Here is a 17,143-nt window from a genome sequence, read left to right on the forward strand (position 1 = left end):
ATGTCAAACGGCTTCTAGCAGCATATTAAATGCAAGGTATGATGTAGTCAGGTAAATGATATTTATGCACACGTAGCTGTCTTGAACAAATTCACAGAATTTGGCTGCACTTATACCCAAATTGTCACTTGAATTTAGCTCAATTAGGGTAGCGCTGTCTTTCAAAACTTTATGTAATAAAGCGTGCGTAAGTCATATTTACTTAAATTCTGATATGATCTCTAATCACCAAATATCGTACACTCAACCATGCTAGTACCCATCGCACGGCGCTTAATGACGCTTGTTGAGACATAATTCTAAAATAATCATATTTATTATGTTTCATCACTATCGGAAAAAACTGATGTTCTGTAAGGATTGAAAGCATAGGTTCATCCTCTGCCGTAAAATGCATCAATACTTTTGTTACATTACTTTCATACAACCATTTTTTTATTAACCAATTATAAGTTTCTGATTGGTTTTGTTCTAAATAATCAAATCGCTCTAAAATCTCTTGTGCAGAATTAAAATCTACAGCACTGAGTAATTCAGGCAAACGTGCTAACTTTCCTTGTGTCGATAATGGATGTCTTCCTATATTTGAACCACGTTTACCTGAAGGAATGTTTGACATCGTAATTAAAGCTCTCTTCCAGGGCTCAATATCTAATTGTGGCTGCCCCTGTCCAGAAATAAGATACCGCTCAATATCTTCAATCTTTTGAAACAGTTCGTGTTTAATTACTTTACCCGTCGAATTCCCTCTTTTTTGAGCATAGATTACCCACCTCTGACTTTCTATTTTTTTGAGCACATATTTTTCGATGGTATCTCTCAACTCATATTTTAGATTACCATTGTGTTGGTTAATCGCTTGGAAATGCCTGAATAAATTACTCCGACTCATGACTCGCTTAAAAAATGCACTATGTAAATTGGGTTGCTGTTGTTGCATGCTATAGGCATAAGTAGCTAGAAATAAGATATGAATATAATGCTTTAATGTTGTCGATTCATGTAAATGTCCAAGCACTCGACTAATCGCCTTAATCCCTTGCCCAACCTGTCCTTCATTGCCTACTAGCGTATTAAATTGCTCATTCGATGGCATCCAAGTTTGTAGCCATGGCAGTTCTATCGTCAGCGCTTTAAAATCCACCACTGTTTGCAAACACTTTAAAGTATATGCACTTGCAAACGTATGTCTTAAATGATGTAAGCTGAGATCAACATCTCCAGTGACTTTCTTTAATATTTGAGATATTTGATCAAAAAAAGTCCTATGCTCACTGTTCTCATCGGAAATTAATATTGAATCTTTTTTATTCTTATAAATATCATCTAATCCCTTTTTAATCGTCTGGCTTAATAAATTCATCGGAACAACACGTTCTGATCCAAGTGTTTTTAACTGATGCTCACCATAAGGACGAATTCTGAGCATATCCTCATCAATATCTAAGGGCCGTAAATGAAGCGCCTCTGAACGGCGTACACCCATCGCCGCAGATAAACGAAAATGACGCTGAATCTCTAGGCGTAAAACAGTATCATTCACCCCAGATTCTACAGATTGTAATATTTGAACGATCTGCCGCACTTCATTTTTTGAAAAAACTTTAGCACTTGCTTGATGCGCTGTACGCTTTTGTAACCTTATACGATCATCATTTAACTGAATTAAAAAATCCCTAAAGCGATTCCACGCTGCGAGATGCTTGCGGTGTGGAAAATGCTCTTGCGTCAACTCCATCCATTTTTGAAATACATCTTCATTAATCTGGCTATCTTTTGTTAAATCTTCTGAAAACCCCAATATACCTGCACTGACGATAGCTAAATGTAGATGAATCATATTTCGATTCTGTAGACTTAATTCTTCTGCATCACAGCGTAAAATCAACCATTGCACAAAGCATGTTAATAAATTGACTGAGTAGCGATTCGTTTTATTACTAGCAAGCTGTTTAAGCCAAATGCTTGATCTAGATTCACCTTTTAGTTGCTGAATCATCGCTAAAATATCAGACAAATGTAGTTGCTCATCGTCTATTTCTATTTCACTTTCTGGCTCAGTGCTATCTAAATTTGTGGTTAATTTTTCATATTCGAATAAGCGTAATAATTCATTTATTGAAAGATCTTCAGTCAGGACTTGGCCTGATATATAACCTGCAATCAACGGAGTGCTATTTAACATCACATTTTGCTGTAAAGCTTTCAACCATTGAGCTAACGATAGAGTTGACTTAACCCCTATTTGTTTTAAATATGTATTAAAACACTTTTGCCAAGCCGTTCTTTGTTGATTTCTTGGCTGTGCTAAAATCTCTTCTAATCGGGGCTGTAGATACTGTCGGTCTACTAAAATTAACGTCGAGACATAAGGACTTAACATTACTGTACGGCGTATCTTTGTCACAGATCTATCATTATTCACTGTCAGTTCAACGAGCCGACTATTCCCCATAGCGACTATATGTTGATCAGAAGCAATAAACTCCAACATCGCTTGTAAATGGCTCACTCTGCACAGTTGTGAATACATGGAGAGTACAACCAGCAAACGTCCTATTTCAACATCACAATTTTGATGTTCAGGTAAATGTTCTAAATCCTTCTGAATATGATCAAGTAAGTTTTGTTCTATATAACACCATGTACTAAAACTATTTTCAGATGTCAGCCATGTACGATGAGCCTTTTGAGGTAACTGAACGAATAAAGGAATTTTCGCTTCATCGCGAATATAAGCACAATATGCTTTAATCGCTTGAGGCAAATCAATATTTTTATTTTTAGCTAAATTTGAGGCTAATAGATGGCCAAGCTCTAAAGCTACTTGTGGCTCAGGATTTTCCTCAAAAATCAGCTGATAATAGGACTTATAGTCTGGGTTTTTCAGCCATTCTTTTACATCATTTTCTGAAAACTCTATTCTAAGCTTTGTCTCTACTTGTACTGTTTTAGTCTCTTGAGTTAAAACAAATGTAGGAACATTCTTGATTTTTAAAAAATCAAAATCTTCAATACACTCGAAACCTAATTGTTTTTGCAAGTTTTCTTGTACATCAAGCCACTGTTGTTTAAAGGCTGATACAGGAAATACGGATAATATATCCCATGGATGACGACCCCGTATCCAGTGCCCAAGTCCAGCGTCCTTGAACCTCCCAGGTAACTGATTACGATCAGAGCGAACCAACTTCCGTGCCCAATTTCTAATTAAATCTTCAATCTGATGAGGATCATACAGTTGCACAGCATAAGATGATAAATCAACACGTAGCTCAATTTGCTCCCCCAACATTCCCATCAAACCACGTAAACTTTGAATTTGTTTGATCAATGCTGGAGTCAATGGCACATAACGATCAGTTGATTCATTTTGATGATGCTTATCTTGAATCAAGGCCCAGCCTTGCTGACTGATCCACTTTGGAAAGGGTTGTTTAATCCCTCGACCAGCTGTGGCAAGATTTATCCATAATTCCGTATATGACATTAAGTACTTAAAGAACATCTGCCAATCTTTCTGTTCATTGGCTTGATATATATAATTTTTTATTCGTGCAATTTCATTTTGTATTTCAATAATCTTTATTCCAATTGGGCTACCCACCCGCTTATTGGAAGAGTATATATATTCAGGAATATTAATTTTTATCGTTCTTAAACAAGCAGCCCAGAGTTGCTCAAGTTGCCTCTGTTCAAAAGAGGCATAATGAATCAAGTTATCATAATTTCGACCTGATGCATTCGTCACTGCTTTAACGACAGCTAAATCACCTTGGCTATGATCATATAACAACCGTGGAAGAATATCTCGAATGCTTTTGAGGCTGATTTCTAGCTCTTTAGGTACACGGTTAATCAGTTCACTCGCGTCACGTTCAACTGCAATATGCTGTCTTGTAATCCCAAGATTTTTGACTTGACTCACCAAATCATTGAGTTCAATCGGTAAAATCAAATGTAACTCGTTGGTCCATGGCACGTGAAATTTAGATTTTTTTGGCTTTTTTTTGAGTATTGGTGTCCCAGCTAAAATACTCAATACATATGCAGATAAAGTATGATCATACTTAATAGTAATATTATTATGACCAGTAATATTATTATGACCAGTATTTTGACTAAAACTTGGCGCTTTAAATTCACCCACCGGACGTCCGGTGAGCAAGCTTAATATCAAAGCTAATTTTGCGCGTAACATCATGCTGGTATCTGTATGAGATGGTTGACAGAGTCTAAATACTTCTTGAATTGAATTTAAGGACAATCGCGATTTGGTCCAAACTAAACCAACATTTGCAGCTTCAATATGTTGAGAAGTCGACTTAGATGCATAAAACCCTCGAAGTAAATCGGATTGTTCTGCCAAAAAAAATCTAAACAAGGGCTCCAATGGTGTTTCATCTTCTTCAATCTCATCATCCTCAAATACATCTGAGACTAGACCACGATGAATTTCATCTACATCTTCTAAAGGTTGAATAGCAATACTTAATGAACCATATCGTTGCAGGATCAATTTTTTGTGCTTTATCCCTATACGGTGTAAAAACTCTCGACGTTTTTCGTTATTTTTTAGCCGATTATTTCGCCAGATTTGTGATAAAAATAGCTTTAATGCATAATAAATTTTATTTAATTGTTCATCATTATTATGAACAGACATTAACTGAATCAGTTGCTTCGGTGAATTTTGAAGCAGTGAAGCTTTTACATCTTCTAAAATCTGTGTATTACCAGCATCACCTAATAGCCTAATCGCTAAAAAGGCATTGTACACACGAGATCCTTTTTGGTCTTTCAGCTTTATGCTTCCATCACCCTTTAAATAACTACTATAAAGCTCAAGAGCATGTACCCTGTCTTGAAAATGAAAAATTTGCTCTAAAAACCAAATAATTACAGTATCAAAACTCTCATTATTATGATTTTCTCCTGATTTAAGCAAGAGCAAATCACAAATTCCACTGTCTCCAGTAAAGGGGCGCAACGGCGTGGGGTTATGTTTATTTTTATCCGTTGTTTTTGAAAAAAAATGTGAATATTCCTCAGAATACTCTAATGCACTAATGATCTCTAAAGTCTTAAGCTCATCACGAAATTTTGGTAATTCATTATCACCAATCAAGGTGAAAATTCGCTGACAAATGACAACGATACCGGCTAAGCTATAATGTGCACGTAATAAAAATAATGCTCGGAGGAGTTTTTGTTCTTCTATAGGGGTATTCTGGTTTATCCATTCTAGCAGTTGCTGAAAATAAATATTCATAGCCTACTCCTAAGACGATAAATCCATGCTTTCCCAAAGTCTGTTAAAGCTAAAGCAACTTCTGCCGTTGGCGCCAAACGAACAATTTGCTTTTGATATTTTTGATACAGTTCTTCTAGTTGAGGTAAAAGCACAAAAAAGTCAGCTATGTGAAAATAGGGTTGCACAGACTTGCCCAGCTCTTTCACTTTAATTCTTTCTAATGGCAAAAGCTTCTGGGCGATATAACCAGCTAAAACATTTTCGATTAAAAAAGTACCACTCACCACTGGTGGTGCCCAACCTACCAGTTTTTTTACAAAGGAAATAGGCAGCTTATCTAGATAATCCTGTGTATTTAAAAATAAAATCATTTCTTCTGGATCTAAACGCTTTAGCCGAAGTTGGTCTGCAACCACCATCTTGTCCTGTGCTTTATCCATTTTTCCCCAGTGTCTTCTTTTCACACTGTCCTGTAGAGTTTTTACCTTACATAAATCCCTATCGACAGCAAGCAATAACTTACGATATATCGCGAGCAGTAGTAATGCTTGATTTTTAATTTTTTCTGAAAACTCACTGCTTATTTCCCCATTGAGTAACATCATTTTCAAAACTAAAGCTGGGCATGGTTTTTCAAACCTACCTTCAGATATTGTCAATGCATCAATGAGCAATGGTGTCATCATTTTTTTCTGCACAGGTAAATTATTTTTAGCGTTAAAATAATAGAATACCATAGTCCCTAAATTAACAAAGTAAAATCAAATAAATTTTATATTTACTAAATAAGTATCTGGATTATATGATTTATTTACTAACCTTATTTTTATACTAAATCAGTTCAATCACCTGTGATTTAGGGGCCCCTAGGGCATAATTAAAATCATAGTCTTCCAGGGTTTTGACTTGAGGCAGGCCTGAGAGTTTCATCAGTACCTGCTGACTGCGCTGTTGCCTGGCAGCATATTCATGCGTCAAGATCGCTTCAACAAAGTCGGCATAACTTCCATCTTGACCTAATGTTTGTTGTGCATGATGTGACCATTGTGATGCGATGGCAGGCAGATTGAGCTTTTGGCAAAGTTGCTCTATACGGTCGTATTGCAGATTCATCATGAAACTCCCAGCAACTGGTCATATACCGATAAGGGATGCTGCAAACTCTCGTAGGGCATGACATGCTCTGCTGCTGCAACAGGTACAGTGCAGGAACCTGTATCTGATTGCGGTAATGGCGTAAATTTTTGCTGCTCCTGTTGCAGTCGAACAGCCGGTTTTTCTTGCGTGGTGGCATGAATCCGCTGATTGGCGGTTTCATGCAGCCACCGGCCAATGTGGGCATTGGCGACATCAACATCTAACAGTAAACCCGAAGTCTTCAGGCTTGCTTTCAATGGCACAATAAAGCTTGATTTGAGGTATCCATTAAAGCGTTCAACTTTGCCTTTGGTCTGTGCACGGTAGGGCTTACATACGCGAGGACGAAAGCTGTATTTCTTGGCGCAGTCGAGCAGTTTGGGATTCCATTTATGCTGCCCCTCCTGATAGGCATCCCGTTCAATCATGATCGTTTTAGCGTTATCAAACAGGATTTCTTGAGGTACTCCTGCAAAGAACTGAAATGCATTTTCTAGACCATCGATCCATGCATCGGTACGTTCATGATCATAAAATTTCACGAAAGTCGCTCTGGAATACCCTAATGTTGCGACAAAGGCTTTTAAAGTCGTGTTGTTGCGTCGAATCGTGGTGAAATCCACCTGCATTTGTTGGCCAGGTTGGGTTTCAAAACGAATGATCGGTTCCGGTTTGGCAACTGGTTTTAATGTTGCAAGATATTCCCTCAATATCCTGATCTTTCCTGGATATCCCAACCTTAAAATTTCCTGGTAGAGCACGACAGCAGGAATCCATTCAGGATGAGCTGCATTTACACGTTGGAGTAAATAGGGTTTATATGGGTCAAGGATACTTATTCTAGGCTGTATACGCTGATACTGAGGTGTGGTGTTTTGCCGTAAATATTTACGTACGGTATTTCTGGACACCCCCAGTTGACGACTAATGGCTTTAATAGATTTACCTTGTTGATGAAGTATTTGGATTGTCACTGCTTGCTCCAAAGTTAACATGTTGAGCAGTCCAAAATGACCGCTATATTAACCAAGGGGGTCAGTTTTTAAATGCCATTAGGGGGTCATTTTTACACTGCCGCTAACATAGGTAGAAAGGAGTAATCCTTGCTTAGCTCTCAGTGCTCCCCATTGATCTGTTCGCAATTCAAAACCTTCACCACGTCCATCACTCGTGTCTGTCTCTTTCGGATGGCTAAGATTACCTAGATTGAGCTGTGATGCCCCATGACTACTTTGTAGTTGTGTGCTGATCTGTCCAGTCGTATCGTCAAAACGAAGTTGGCCAAAGCCATCGCCTTGGACTTGTTTGGAGCGAATCCCTGAAAGCTTCATGGTATCGGGAAGTTGTCCTTTTTGATCAAACTTAGTTGGACTACGATGTGCTTCATGAATGCGACAAACGACATATGGTCGGTCGATATTGCCATCAAAGAAATTAATCACCACAATCTCACCAATACGCGGTAAGAACCGTGAACCATAACCTTCTCCTGCCCAAGGGGTGAGCACATCTACCCACGCTGAGTCAGTGTCAATATTATTCGCGCCTGAACCATTGTCATGCATATGGTCATCTGTTCGAGTAAACAGAAAACGGATTATAATCCGTCCCCATTCATCGATATGAATTTCTTCACCCTCGACGCCTACGACTTTGGCACGTTGTGGGTGGGTCTTAGGGCGATCTTCAAGTGGCCTGTAAGGTGGAACAATGTCAATGTTTCGACGTTGTAAAATAAGGTTATTGGCTTGGCGCTCATCTTGATTGTTGGTATGAATTTCGGGCTGTTGCCAATGGCTTTCTTTGAGTAAGGCGGTGACTTGGTCAGTTAGATCTTTAGGCAAATTATTTTGGTTATAAAAGGTCTTTGCTGTGATTAGAAACTCTTGATCGGAACCTTCATGTTGATCAATTTTAGGATGTTCTTTGAACTTAAACCAATACCCGACATGTGCATCACGTACTGTTGAAGTCGCACTAAAGTACTTGGCTTGCGAATTGAAGTATTTGCTTAAATTTTCATTCAGTTTTTCAATTTGTTTGTTGCCAGACTGAGTTGCACCATCTTCACCTTTGAGGTCTTGTATCCATGCAGGACTGATGTGAAAGGCTTGTTCTAAGCCTAAACTTACTACATCTTGATTATCTGAATGCTGATGTTTTGTGAGTACCGAGCCTGCACCTTCTTCTTGTGCTAAAGCATCTGCTTGCCATCTTTGAAGGTGTACCGCAGTTAGTTGTAGAGAACGCAATCCTGTGAATGCTGTGATAATGTCTTGTCATTCTGTAGCACTACTTCGATGAAAACGAATATTGCGACGATCTAATGCTTGAAATTGGGCATTATCATCAATTAAGCGTAGCTTTTGTGGTTTGATCTGTTCAGATGAACTCCATACTTGATGCTGTGCTTCATCAATCAGTGTAGTTACACCTTCAGAAGCTAAAAGTCGTTTAATAAAGTCGTAGTCGGTTTCATTGCTCTGCATGATGAAGGGACGAACATCATAGCTTTTGCTTAATCCGCTTTTATCTAAGGTTAAGCTAGAAGCGAGTAATGGGCTTTTCACTTAAATCCAAAACATCAAACAAATCAGATGCACTTTCAAATCATGGGTCTTGGTATCATTAATAATAAATTCAGTAGGATTTCCATCCGCATCCACAACTAAATGGATTTTAGAACTATTTCCACCAACGTTATTAGAAATAGCTTGGTCTTTCACTCCGGTCGTATGTTGATGCACTCGCATATGAGATGCATCAATAGAAACCTATTCTAGATTTGCATCATTTGATAATAATTTAAAGACTTAGACCATTGATTATGCGCCAGCATTGTTGTAATACATAACAAGAAGGAATGTGGTTTGTCGATTGAATTTTACTTTCTCACTATTTTTTATACAACAAATGTCAACAGCATCTAACTTTTATAAATATATATTATAAAAAAATTGTTTTTAATTAACATTAATTTTATTACTAGGTATCACCAAGATTATACTATCAGACATATTTTAAAGAAAAGAAGTGTAGCAAGTTGCTACACTTCTTGATTTTTCTCTACCAACTCTTTCAATAGATTTTCTAATTTTTCCAAACTAGCATCATCAAAATGAGAAATTTTTAAAGAAACCTTTAATAACTTATCATTAAATTTAATATTTCCAGCAACTTTCCCAGCATATTCAATTTTTTTTACAAGCGATGTTGATGGAGAGTCATTATTATCTTGAACTAGATATTTCGTAGCTTGTGCAACAGCCTTAGTTTGCTCAAGTTGGCCATTCTTTACTTTTGTCCAAACAGTTAACAAGGCTTTTTCAGCACGTTGTTTTATTTCGTCGTGATCTGCAAGAAATTTTTTAAAAGCTGTTGCAGCAGTTCGACCTAATAACTGGGGCTCATTTACCAAATCATTCAAGATGGCTTTAGGCAACTTTTCAAAAGATAAATATTTATACATGTCTTCGCGATTTAAGCCTAAAGACTTCGCTAAACGTTGTTTATTTTTCTTTAAATTTTCATCTAAGCCTACTAGACCAATATAGATTTCGAAGTCTGTTAAATCCTGGCGTTTTAAATTTTCAGCTAGTGTAAGTAGTGAAGCTTCTTCATTATTTGCATCAATAATAATTGCTTCAATGGTCGATTTTTTTAGAATTTCATGCGCACGTAATCGACGTTCACCTGCAATCAGTTCAAATTTTAAATTTTCAAGTTTACGAACAGTGATGGGTTGCAACAAACCAACTTCATCGATCGATTCAGCCAGTTCTTTGATTTCCTGCTCATCAAATTTTCTACGCGGTTGATAAGGACTCCGTGAAATGTCTTCAATGGGGACATTTCGTCTAAATTCCTTTAATTCCTTGATATTATCTTTTTGAGCTAATTGATGCTTTTGAGTATTTTGTTTCAGCTTTTGAGCTAAAAGTTCTTTTGCAGTTGCCATAAAATTCTCAATCAGTTAACTTTAGCTAAAACTTCTTTAGCTAAACTTTCAAAAGCCTTTCGAACCTTTCCACTTTTGTCTAGCTTAAGTAAAGACTGCTGCATAATTGCGGCTTGATTTACTTTTGTACTTTGTGGAATAGTCGTTTCCATAATATAGCCCACTTGCTTAAATGCTTCATCACGAATGAGTTTACAAACATTTTGTCTCTCATCGTGCTTAATAAGTAGTGCACCTAATAATTGTAACTCCGGATTGATTCGCTTTATTTTTTCTAAATGATTAAGTAAGTCTGTAACACCATATAGACCATATTGTGAGCCAGATTCAATCGGGATAATTACATGTGTTGAAGATGCTAAAGCATTACTCGTCAATAGTTTTAAACTTGGAGGGCAGTCAATTAAAATAAAATCATAAAGATCTTTTAATAGTTCTAATTTTGTAGTGAGTTCTTCTGATGGTCTTGGCGCATCTTCTTTTAATTGGTCCTCAGTTTTTCCTAAATTGAGAGAACCATAAATTAGTGAAACATTATCAAAATTAGTATCTTCTTCTAAAGCGTCAGTAAGTAATGAGACATCACCTACTAATAACTCAGCGGTTGTTACTCCAATTTCACTTGGATGTTTTAAACCAATATGCAAGCTAGCATTTGCTTGAGGATCTAAATCGATTACAAGCACTTTTTTTCCTAAGTTTGCTAGCTCAGAGGCTAAATGAACAACTGTTGTTGTTTTACCACAACCACCCTTGTGATTCGCAACAGCAATAATTTTTGCAGACATACTTGTCAAATCATTCTATATTTACAATTACTATTAATATAAATAACTTTGGGCTAAGTTACCACACCTTTTAAATTTAAAACAGTCATTTGTATAACGCTAAAGCAATTTTAAATTTAAAGTTTTATATAGCTAGCTTATTTAATAATTAATAGTAATTAATAATTAAGTTAATTAATAATTAAGTTGATATTTTTTATTTAAAAACAATAGCATATCAACTTTAAGGTGGAGGGTTTGTCACCTTAAAGTGGAAGAGTTGTCCTCTATAAGTGGAAAGATGATCACTTAAAAGTGGAATATCTGTCACTGTAAAGTGGAATATTTGTCACTTAAAAGTGGAGTGTTTGTCACTATGGTGGAATGTTTTTCACTGTTAATTATAAAATATATGTATTATCATTTAAAATATATATAAAACAATTATTTATAATGTTGATAAGTTAGTGAATTTAAGTGCAAGAGTGGAAAAAAAATCACTTACAAAAATAATATTGTGGATAAAGTTGCAAGGCTTTTTTTTACTACACCATTTTTTGATATATTCATTGATCTAAGAGTGGAAAGAATTTCACGCACTCACCCTAGAATGCAGAAATTTTGTTCTTATGACTAAACTCGATATTTTTTTTCAGTGATCTGCGTTTTTAAAGGTGGAAAACTTGTCATATCGAAATAGGTTAATTGATTATTTAAAATCCATTATGGGTATTTATTCATCAATCCGTATTTCTATAAAGAATCAAAAACATCTAAAAGTGGAGTATTTGTCATCTTGGGGTGGAATTTAAAAATATATTTCCACTTTAATTGATTTTTACCTAAATTTGGTGACAAATATTCCACCTTAGGTTTTTTAGGTGAAAGTGTTGAATCTTTTTCCACTTTTTTATATAACATGCATAATCAAGTTAAGCACACTTAAAATAGTTAATACACTTTATGTCAGAACTAAGCCATAACAAAGAAGAGCTGGATTCAATCCCGTACTGCATAGGTAATATTCGTCACAATGGGGTTGTAAGTACTAGCAATCGTTTGATACGACCTATTGAATTGTCAGCGAATGAATATAAAGCACTTTTATATGCGATGGCTGTTGCCAATTACGGTGAGAAGAATCATATCGATAAAGAGATTAGTGAACAAACATACATTTATCTGTATAAAGATGATTTAGCTGAATTACTGGGATTAAGTAAGCGAAATTCAATTAATGTAGCCATTGATCGAATTTACAAAGAACTTTCATCCCGTGTGGCGCACTTTGTAATTGAAGAACCTGTAGATGATATAAAGAAAAAGACTAAAAGAGTTCACTCGGTTGTCCCTATTATCCGTGAGTTAAGATGGGAAGATGATTCAAAGAATGCACTTCAAATCAGATTTACCAGTGAAGTATTACCTTACTTTACTCAATTAGCTGGTGGTAATTTTACTACATACCAACTAAAACATTTATTTGCTCTAGATTCAGTTGCAAGTATGAGTCTTTATACCTATTTCATAAAAAACGAATTCAAATTTAAGACTCAAGAAATCTACGAAGTTCCATTATTATTAGAGAATCTCAAAGCTCTAATTGATATAAATGAAACTAAATATGACCGTTGGGTCGATTTTCGACGTTATGTATTAGATAAAATTGTAGCTGAAATTAATGAAAACACCGATCTACAGTTAGAATATGAAACAATTAAAAAAGGACGCCCTATTGTAGGCGTAAAATTTAAACTACATCATCGTGGTTTTGAAAAGCCTGTAATTGAAAATAAAAAGGCCGAAAAATTAAAGATCTACTTAGATGTTCCATTTGAAGATAATGCTGAGGTAAAAGATCTAGGTGCAAAATTCGATACCACTGTACGTTCATGGTATATTTTTAATGATGATGCTAATTATTTACAGCTTGAAAAGTGGTTTAAGACTGTAGGTTGCCTCACAGACTCTCAAGCAAACGTTGTTATCAATGATTCATTATTTCAAATGGATTTTGCTGAAGTTGGAATGAGCTTAAGTGACTTTAAGAGAAAAATGAAAAATAAATTGAAAACTGATAGTAAATTTGTGGAAGACATCAAGGATCGTCTAAATGAAATTTTCGGAAAGGATATTATCTAGGAGTGTAGCAACTTGCTACACTTTTATCGGCTATTCTTAGTTCAAGAAACCACTTATAACTTTAATTAGTAAAACAGTTATATTGAACGTTTATTTCAACAGAGATGGATCCGGAAATTTGAACAACTCCTATAATTGATATTCTGCTCCTCAAATGATGTTATAAACATCAATATATGGAGTATTTTATGGCACGTAGACCAAGAAGAAATCATTCAAACGACTTTAAGGCTAAGGTAGCACTTGCTGCGATCAAAGCAGAAAAAACACTTGCTGAATTGAGTTCTGAGTTTGATGTTCATCAAAACCAAATTATTGACTGGAAAAATCAATTGATCTCAGCTTCCTCACAAGCTTTCGATCAATCAAAAGCTCCATCAGAACCCCCCATTGATCTTAAAAAGTTACATGTAAAAATCGGTGAGCAGGCATTAGAAATTGATTTTTTAGAAGGTGTGTTGAAGAAACTGGACTGCTTCAACCACAAAAGTTAATCGACCACTCACTTCAGATTTCAGTATCTAAAAAGCTAAGTTATTGAAAGTCTCTCGTGGTTGTTATTATTATCGCCCAAAACCTGTTAGCTCATCAGATCTGAAACTGATGCGATGTATTGATGAATTACATATGCAATATCCTTTTGCAGGCAGTCGTATGATGCGTGATTTGTTGAAACGTCAAGGGCATCATATAGGACGACGTCATACACGTACTTTAATGAAGAAAATGGGTATTCAGGCGTTATATTGCAAACCAAATTTAAGCCAGGCTAATCAAGCTCACCGTAAATATCCATATCTGCTCAAAGGATTGGCTATTCAGCGCAGTAATCAAGTGTGGTCTACGGATATAACGTATATCCCTATGGCAAAAGGCTTTGTTTATTTATGTGCTGTGATTGATTGGCATAGCCGCAAGGTACTTGCGCATAGGGTATCGATTAGTATGGAGGTGGATTTTTGTATTTCGGCTTTAAATGAAGCGATTGAAAAATATGGATCACCTGAAATATTGAATACAGACCAGGGCAGTCAGTTCACCAGTGATGCATTTATTGATGTATTGAAATCAAATGGCATTCAAATCAGTATGGATGGTAAAGGTCGATGGATTGATAATGTGATGGTTGAACGGTTATGGAGAAGCGTTAAATATGAAGAGGTGTATCTCAAAGCTTATAGCAGTGTCACCGATGCGAAAAAGCAATTGAGTGCATATTTTGAATTTTATAATTTGAAACGACCTCATTCGAGTCTGGACAAAATGACTCCAGATGAGTTTTACTATGACCAGCTACCACAACAAAATAAGGTAGCTTAACTAGAGCAGAATATCACTTATAAATAAGCTTTTAGTTGTTCAAACAAGTGGGACCACCTCTATCTGAATCCTGTGCTTGACTTGGAAATGTCCATATAGGACATTTCTATTTGGTTATTAGGGCAGCAGCTCTCGTTTTTTAATGTGGAAACTGCTAGAATACTTGTACGCCATTGACGTACATAGAATCTATGTTATTCATTGAAACTAGTATCTTTACCAAGCAAATCAAAGACCTTGTATCTGATGAGGAATATCGTCAACTTCAACAAGATCTATTGGTTCAACCTGATAAAGGTGACTTGATCAAGAATGGTGGTGGCATTCGGAAAGTACGTTGTGCTCAAGGGAATAAAGGTAAAAGTGGCGGTATCAGAGTAATTTACTATTGGGTAAATGAGGATGATCAAATCTTTTTCTTGGTGGCTTATCCAAAATCTGTAAAAGATGATCTAACGGATAAAGAAACCGCCATTCTGCGCCAACTCGTGAAGGAGCAATTTCATGGATAACAATTTATTTGATGACTTGGTCGCTTCGATTAAAGAAGCTGGAGCAATCAAACGCAAAGAGATCAAAGCAAGTCGAACAACCGAACTTGAATTACCTGATATTAAGGAAGTCCGAGAAAAAACTGGTTTAAGTCAAAGCGAATTTGCTGCACGTCTCCACATCAGTCATCGCACCCTGCAAAACTGGGAACAAGGCCGACGCTATCCGACAGGACCAGCGGCAACATTAATTAGAATCTTAGATGCACATCCTAGCCTTATTTAAAAATATTCATTAAAAATGGGAGCTTAGCTCCCATTTTTTGTGTTATTCCCCAATTAAAATGTCTATGCGATAAACTATTTAAAATGTCCTATAAAAAATGAGCTGATTAATTATCATATTCGGCTCTTGTTATGAGCCGAATAAGTGCTATATTCAACTCATCTGAAATTTTAGATGAGCGATTGAAAATGCAGAAATGGATTTGGCAAGCAGAAAACTGGACAAATTTTACATGGCTAGATTCAGTTATCTTACCTAAAACCAGACAGATACATCAAAAAATAGGGATTATTCTGGGGCAAAGTCAGCATGATTTAGCAAAAGAGCAATTCACCCTAGATACTCTGCTTGCCAATCTTGTTGCTTCATCTGCGATTGAAAACGAAACGATCAATGTTTTTTCACTACGATCATCTCTAGCTCAACGCTTAGGTGTCACACTTGAACAGCCTTATCCAAGCTCAGATCGATCAGAAGGTTTAGCCAATATCATGCTAGATGCGCTTAACGATGTTAAGCAACCATTGACTGTTAATCGTCTCATGCAGTGGCATCGTTGGCTTTTCAATGACCCAGATTGGACAATGCACCGTTTACGCATTGGTCAACTTAGGGGGGCAGAGCCTATGCAGGTCGTTTCAGGTCGATTGGACTATCCTAAAGTGCATTTTGAAGCACCGCCAAGACAAGGCTTAGAAGAACGCTTAAATGCCTTCATAGATTGGTTTAATCAAAGTCTAAATGATTCATTGCTTGATCCTCTGTTACGTGCAGGTATTACCCATTTATGGTTTGTTACCCTACATCCTTTTGATGATGGTAATGGACGTATTACACGTACACTTACAGACCTTTCTTTAGCTCAAATGGATGAACAGAGCATTCGTTTATATGCTATGTCTACTGCGATATTGAATAAACGTAAAAGTTACTATGAGATATTAGAACAAACTCAAAAAAATGATTCTGATATCACCGATTGGCTAGTTTGGTTTTTAGATACATTGAATGATAGCCTTGAAAAAACCTTAGTACAGATCAATCGGACATTATTTAAAAGCCAGTTTTGGCATAAATATTCAAATTTAGCCCTGAGTGAAGAACAGCGCAAAGTCCTCAATCGTTTATTAGACGGTGGGGAAAATGGCTTTGAACATGGTATTAGCGCGTCACAATATCAAAAAGTTGCTAAAACAAGTAAGGCGACAGCTACTCGTCATTTATCTGACTTACTTGAGAAAGGTTGTATCGTCAAATTGGAAGGTGGGGGACGTAATACACGCTATCAGATCAATACTCAGTTATAGAAATTGCCTAACTTACTGTCTAACTTTTGGGGGTCAGATCATCCTGTCGGGCTTTTTCGTATTGGTTCGCTTGGCATGACTCCTGTCGTACCGCCGATCCTTGTGCGATTATTTATTTTTATTCTGCGGAACGTCCTGTTCTCTTATGACTTCATGATATTGAATACAAGGGATTGTGAATATCCGCAAAACCCCTAAATACATGTGCGCTCAGGCGTACAAAATTGGTGGATTTTTATCCCAAGAGTTGTCCGCAGAAATTGGGGATAATTTAAGCCAGCGCTGTCTTGATAACGCAGAGAAAAATGACAAATTGATTAAATATTGATCAATTTTATTGGCAAGAAGTATCAAAATTGCTTAAAAAGAAACCGACTTGTTTCCAAGTCGGTTTTTTGCTGTTTTTTGGGGTGAGTGATAATTTTTAAGTTATTGAAAAACAAGGATATTTTAAAAAGATGTTATTCACCAATTAAAATGT

General features: G+C 36.3%; 9 protein-coding genes and 4 pseudogenes. 5 read left to right on the forward strand and 8 right to left on the reverse strand.

Annotation, left to right across the window (positions count from 1 at the left end; all coding sequences use genetic code 11):
• Positions 1-202: 202 nt before the first annotated feature.
• The 8 genes and pseudogenes from AC4CU0_RS15155 to AC4CU0_RS15190 all read right to left on the reverse strand — a co-directional run bounded on the left by AC4CU0_RS15155 (position 203) and on the right by AC4CU0_RS15190 (position 11,137).
• Positions 203-5,272, reverse strand: coding sequence for a tyrosine-type recombinase/integrase (locus tag AC4CU0_RS15155; RefSeq protein WP_490743543.1), 5,070 nt, complete (start codon positions 5,270-5,272; stop codon positions 203-205).
• On the reverse strand, positions 5,269-5,940 hold the full coding sequence (locus AC4CU0_RS15160; protein ID WP_180047565.1) for a hypothetical protein: 672 nt from the start codon (positions 5,938-5,940) through the stop codon (positions 5,269-5,271). Before AC4CU0_RS15160 ends, AC4CU0_RS15155 begins: the two co-directional genes overlap by 4 nt.
• A gap of 151 nt (positions 5,941-6,091) precedes the next feature.
• A pseudogene (istB, locus tag AC4CU0_RS15165) lies at positions 6,092-6,367 on the reverse strand (IS21-like element ISAba8 family helper ATPase IstB); the annotation flags it as partial.
• Positions 6,367-7,386, reverse strand: coding sequence for an IS21-like element ISAba8 family transposase (gene istA / locus AC4CU0_RS15170; protein WP_075315047.1), 1,020 nt, complete (start codon positions 7,384-7,386; stop codon positions 6,367-6,369). The gene istA and the pseudogene istB, both read right to left, overlap by 1 nt.
• An 87-nt stretch (positions 7,387-7,473) precedes the next feature.
• Positions 7,474-8,958: pseudogene (locus AC4CU0_RS15175) on the reverse strand (type VI secretion system Vgr family protein); the annotation flags it as partial.
• A gap of 33 nt (positions 8,959-8,991) precedes the next feature.
• Positions 8,992-9,204: pseudogene (locus AC4CU0_RS15180) on the reverse strand (IS5/IS1182 family transposase); the annotation flags it as partial.
• Between the two features lie 233 nt (positions 9,205-9,437).
• Positions 9,438-10,349 carry a ParB/RepB/Spo0J family partition protein gene (locus tag AC4CU0_RS15185; protein ID WP_104442427.1) on the reverse strand — a complete coding sequence of 304 codons (912 nt, stop codon included), beginning with the start codon at positions 10,347-10,349 and terminating at the stop codon, positions 9,438-9,440.
• Between the two features lie 11 nt (positions 10,350-10,360).
• Positions 10,361-11,137: a ParA family protein gene (locus AC4CU0_RS15190; protein WP_130075507.1), complete on the reverse strand. Its 777-nt coding sequence runs from the start codon at positions 11,135-11,137 to the stop codon at positions 10,361-10,363.
• Between the two features lie 942 nt (positions 11,138-12,079).
• Here AC4CU0_RS15190 and AC4CU0_RS15195 point away from each other — a divergent pair.
• The 5 genes and pseudogenes from AC4CU0_RS15195 to AC4CU0_RS15215 all read left to right on the forward strand — a co-directional run bounded on the left by AC4CU0_RS15195 (position 12,080) and on the right by AC4CU0_RS15215 (position 16,662).
• The gene (locus tag AC4CU0_RS15195; RefSeq protein ID WP_104442428.1) at positions 12,080-13,258 is read left to right on the forward strand and encodes a replication initiation protein; all 1,179 of its coding nucleotides are present in this window, start codon (positions 12,080-12,082) and stop codon (positions 13,256-13,258) included.
• 176 nt (positions 13,259-13,434) lie between these two features.
• A pseudogene (locus AC4CU0_RS15200) lies at positions 13,435-14,578 on the forward strand (IS3 family transposase).
• A gap of 191 nt (positions 14,579-14,769) precedes the next feature.
• The gene (locus tag AC4CU0_RS15205) at positions 14,770-15,090 is read left to right on the forward strand and encodes a type II toxin-antitoxin system RelE/ParE family toxin (protein WP_111861355.1); all 321 of its coding nucleotides are present in this window, start codon (positions 14,770-14,772) and stop codon (positions 15,088-15,090) included.
• Positions 15,083-15,355 (forward strand): NadS family protein, encoded by a 273-nt coding sequence (gene nadS, locus AC4CU0_RS15210; protein WP_111861356.1) that lies wholly within the window; start codon positions 15,083-15,085, stop codon positions 15,353-15,355. The genes AC4CU0_RS15205 and nadS overlap by 8 nt, the downstream gene beginning before the upstream one ends.
• Positions 15,356-15,543: 188 nt before the next feature.
• Positions 15,544-16,662: a Fic family protein gene (locus AC4CU0_RS15215; RefSeq protein ID WP_111861357.1), complete on the forward strand. Its 1,119-nt coding sequence runs from the start codon at positions 15,544-15,546 to the stop codon at positions 16,660-16,662.
• Positions 16,663-17,143: the final 481 nt, after the last annotated feature.

Source organism: Acinetobacter sp. LipI_15, from assembly GCF_058242865.1.

Bases quoted from the DNA above. Each gene is read 5' to 3' on its own strand.
- AC4CU0_RS15155 (WP_490743543.1), bottom strand. From the start codon at position 5,272: ATGAATATTTATTTTCAGCAACTGCTAGAATGGATAAACCAGAATACC.
- AC4CU0_RS15160 (WP_180047565.1), bottom strand. From the start codon at position 5,940: ATGATGACACCATTGCTCATTGATGCATTGACAATATCTGAAGGTAGG.
- istA (WP_075315047.1), bottom strand. From the start codon at position 7,386: ATGTTAACTTTGGAGCAAGCAGTGACAATCCAAATACTTCATCAACAA.
- AC4CU0_RS15185 (WP_104442427.1), bottom strand. From the start codon at position 10,349: ATGGCAACTGCAAAAGAACTTTTAGCTCAAAAGCTGAAACAAAATACT.
- AC4CU0_RS15190 (WP_130075507.1), bottom strand. From the start codon at position 11,137: ATGTCTGCAAAAATTATTGCTGTTGCGAATCACAAGGGTGGTTGTGGT.
- AC4CU0_RS15195 (WP_104442428.1), top strand. From the start codon at position 12,080: ATGTCAGAACTAAGCCATAACAAAGAAGAGCTGGATTCAATCCCGTAC.
- AC4CU0_RS15205 (WP_111861355.1), top strand. From the start codon at position 14,770: ATGTTATTCATTGAAACTAGTATCTTTACCAAGCAAATCAAAGACCTT.
- nadS (WP_111861356.1), top strand. From the start codon at position 15,083: ATGGATAACAATTTATTTGATGACTTGGTCGCTTCGATTAAAGAAGCT.
- AC4CU0_RS15215 (WP_111861357.1), top strand. From the start codon at position 15,544: ATGCAGAAATGGATTTGGCAAGCAGAAAACTGGACAAATTTTACATGG.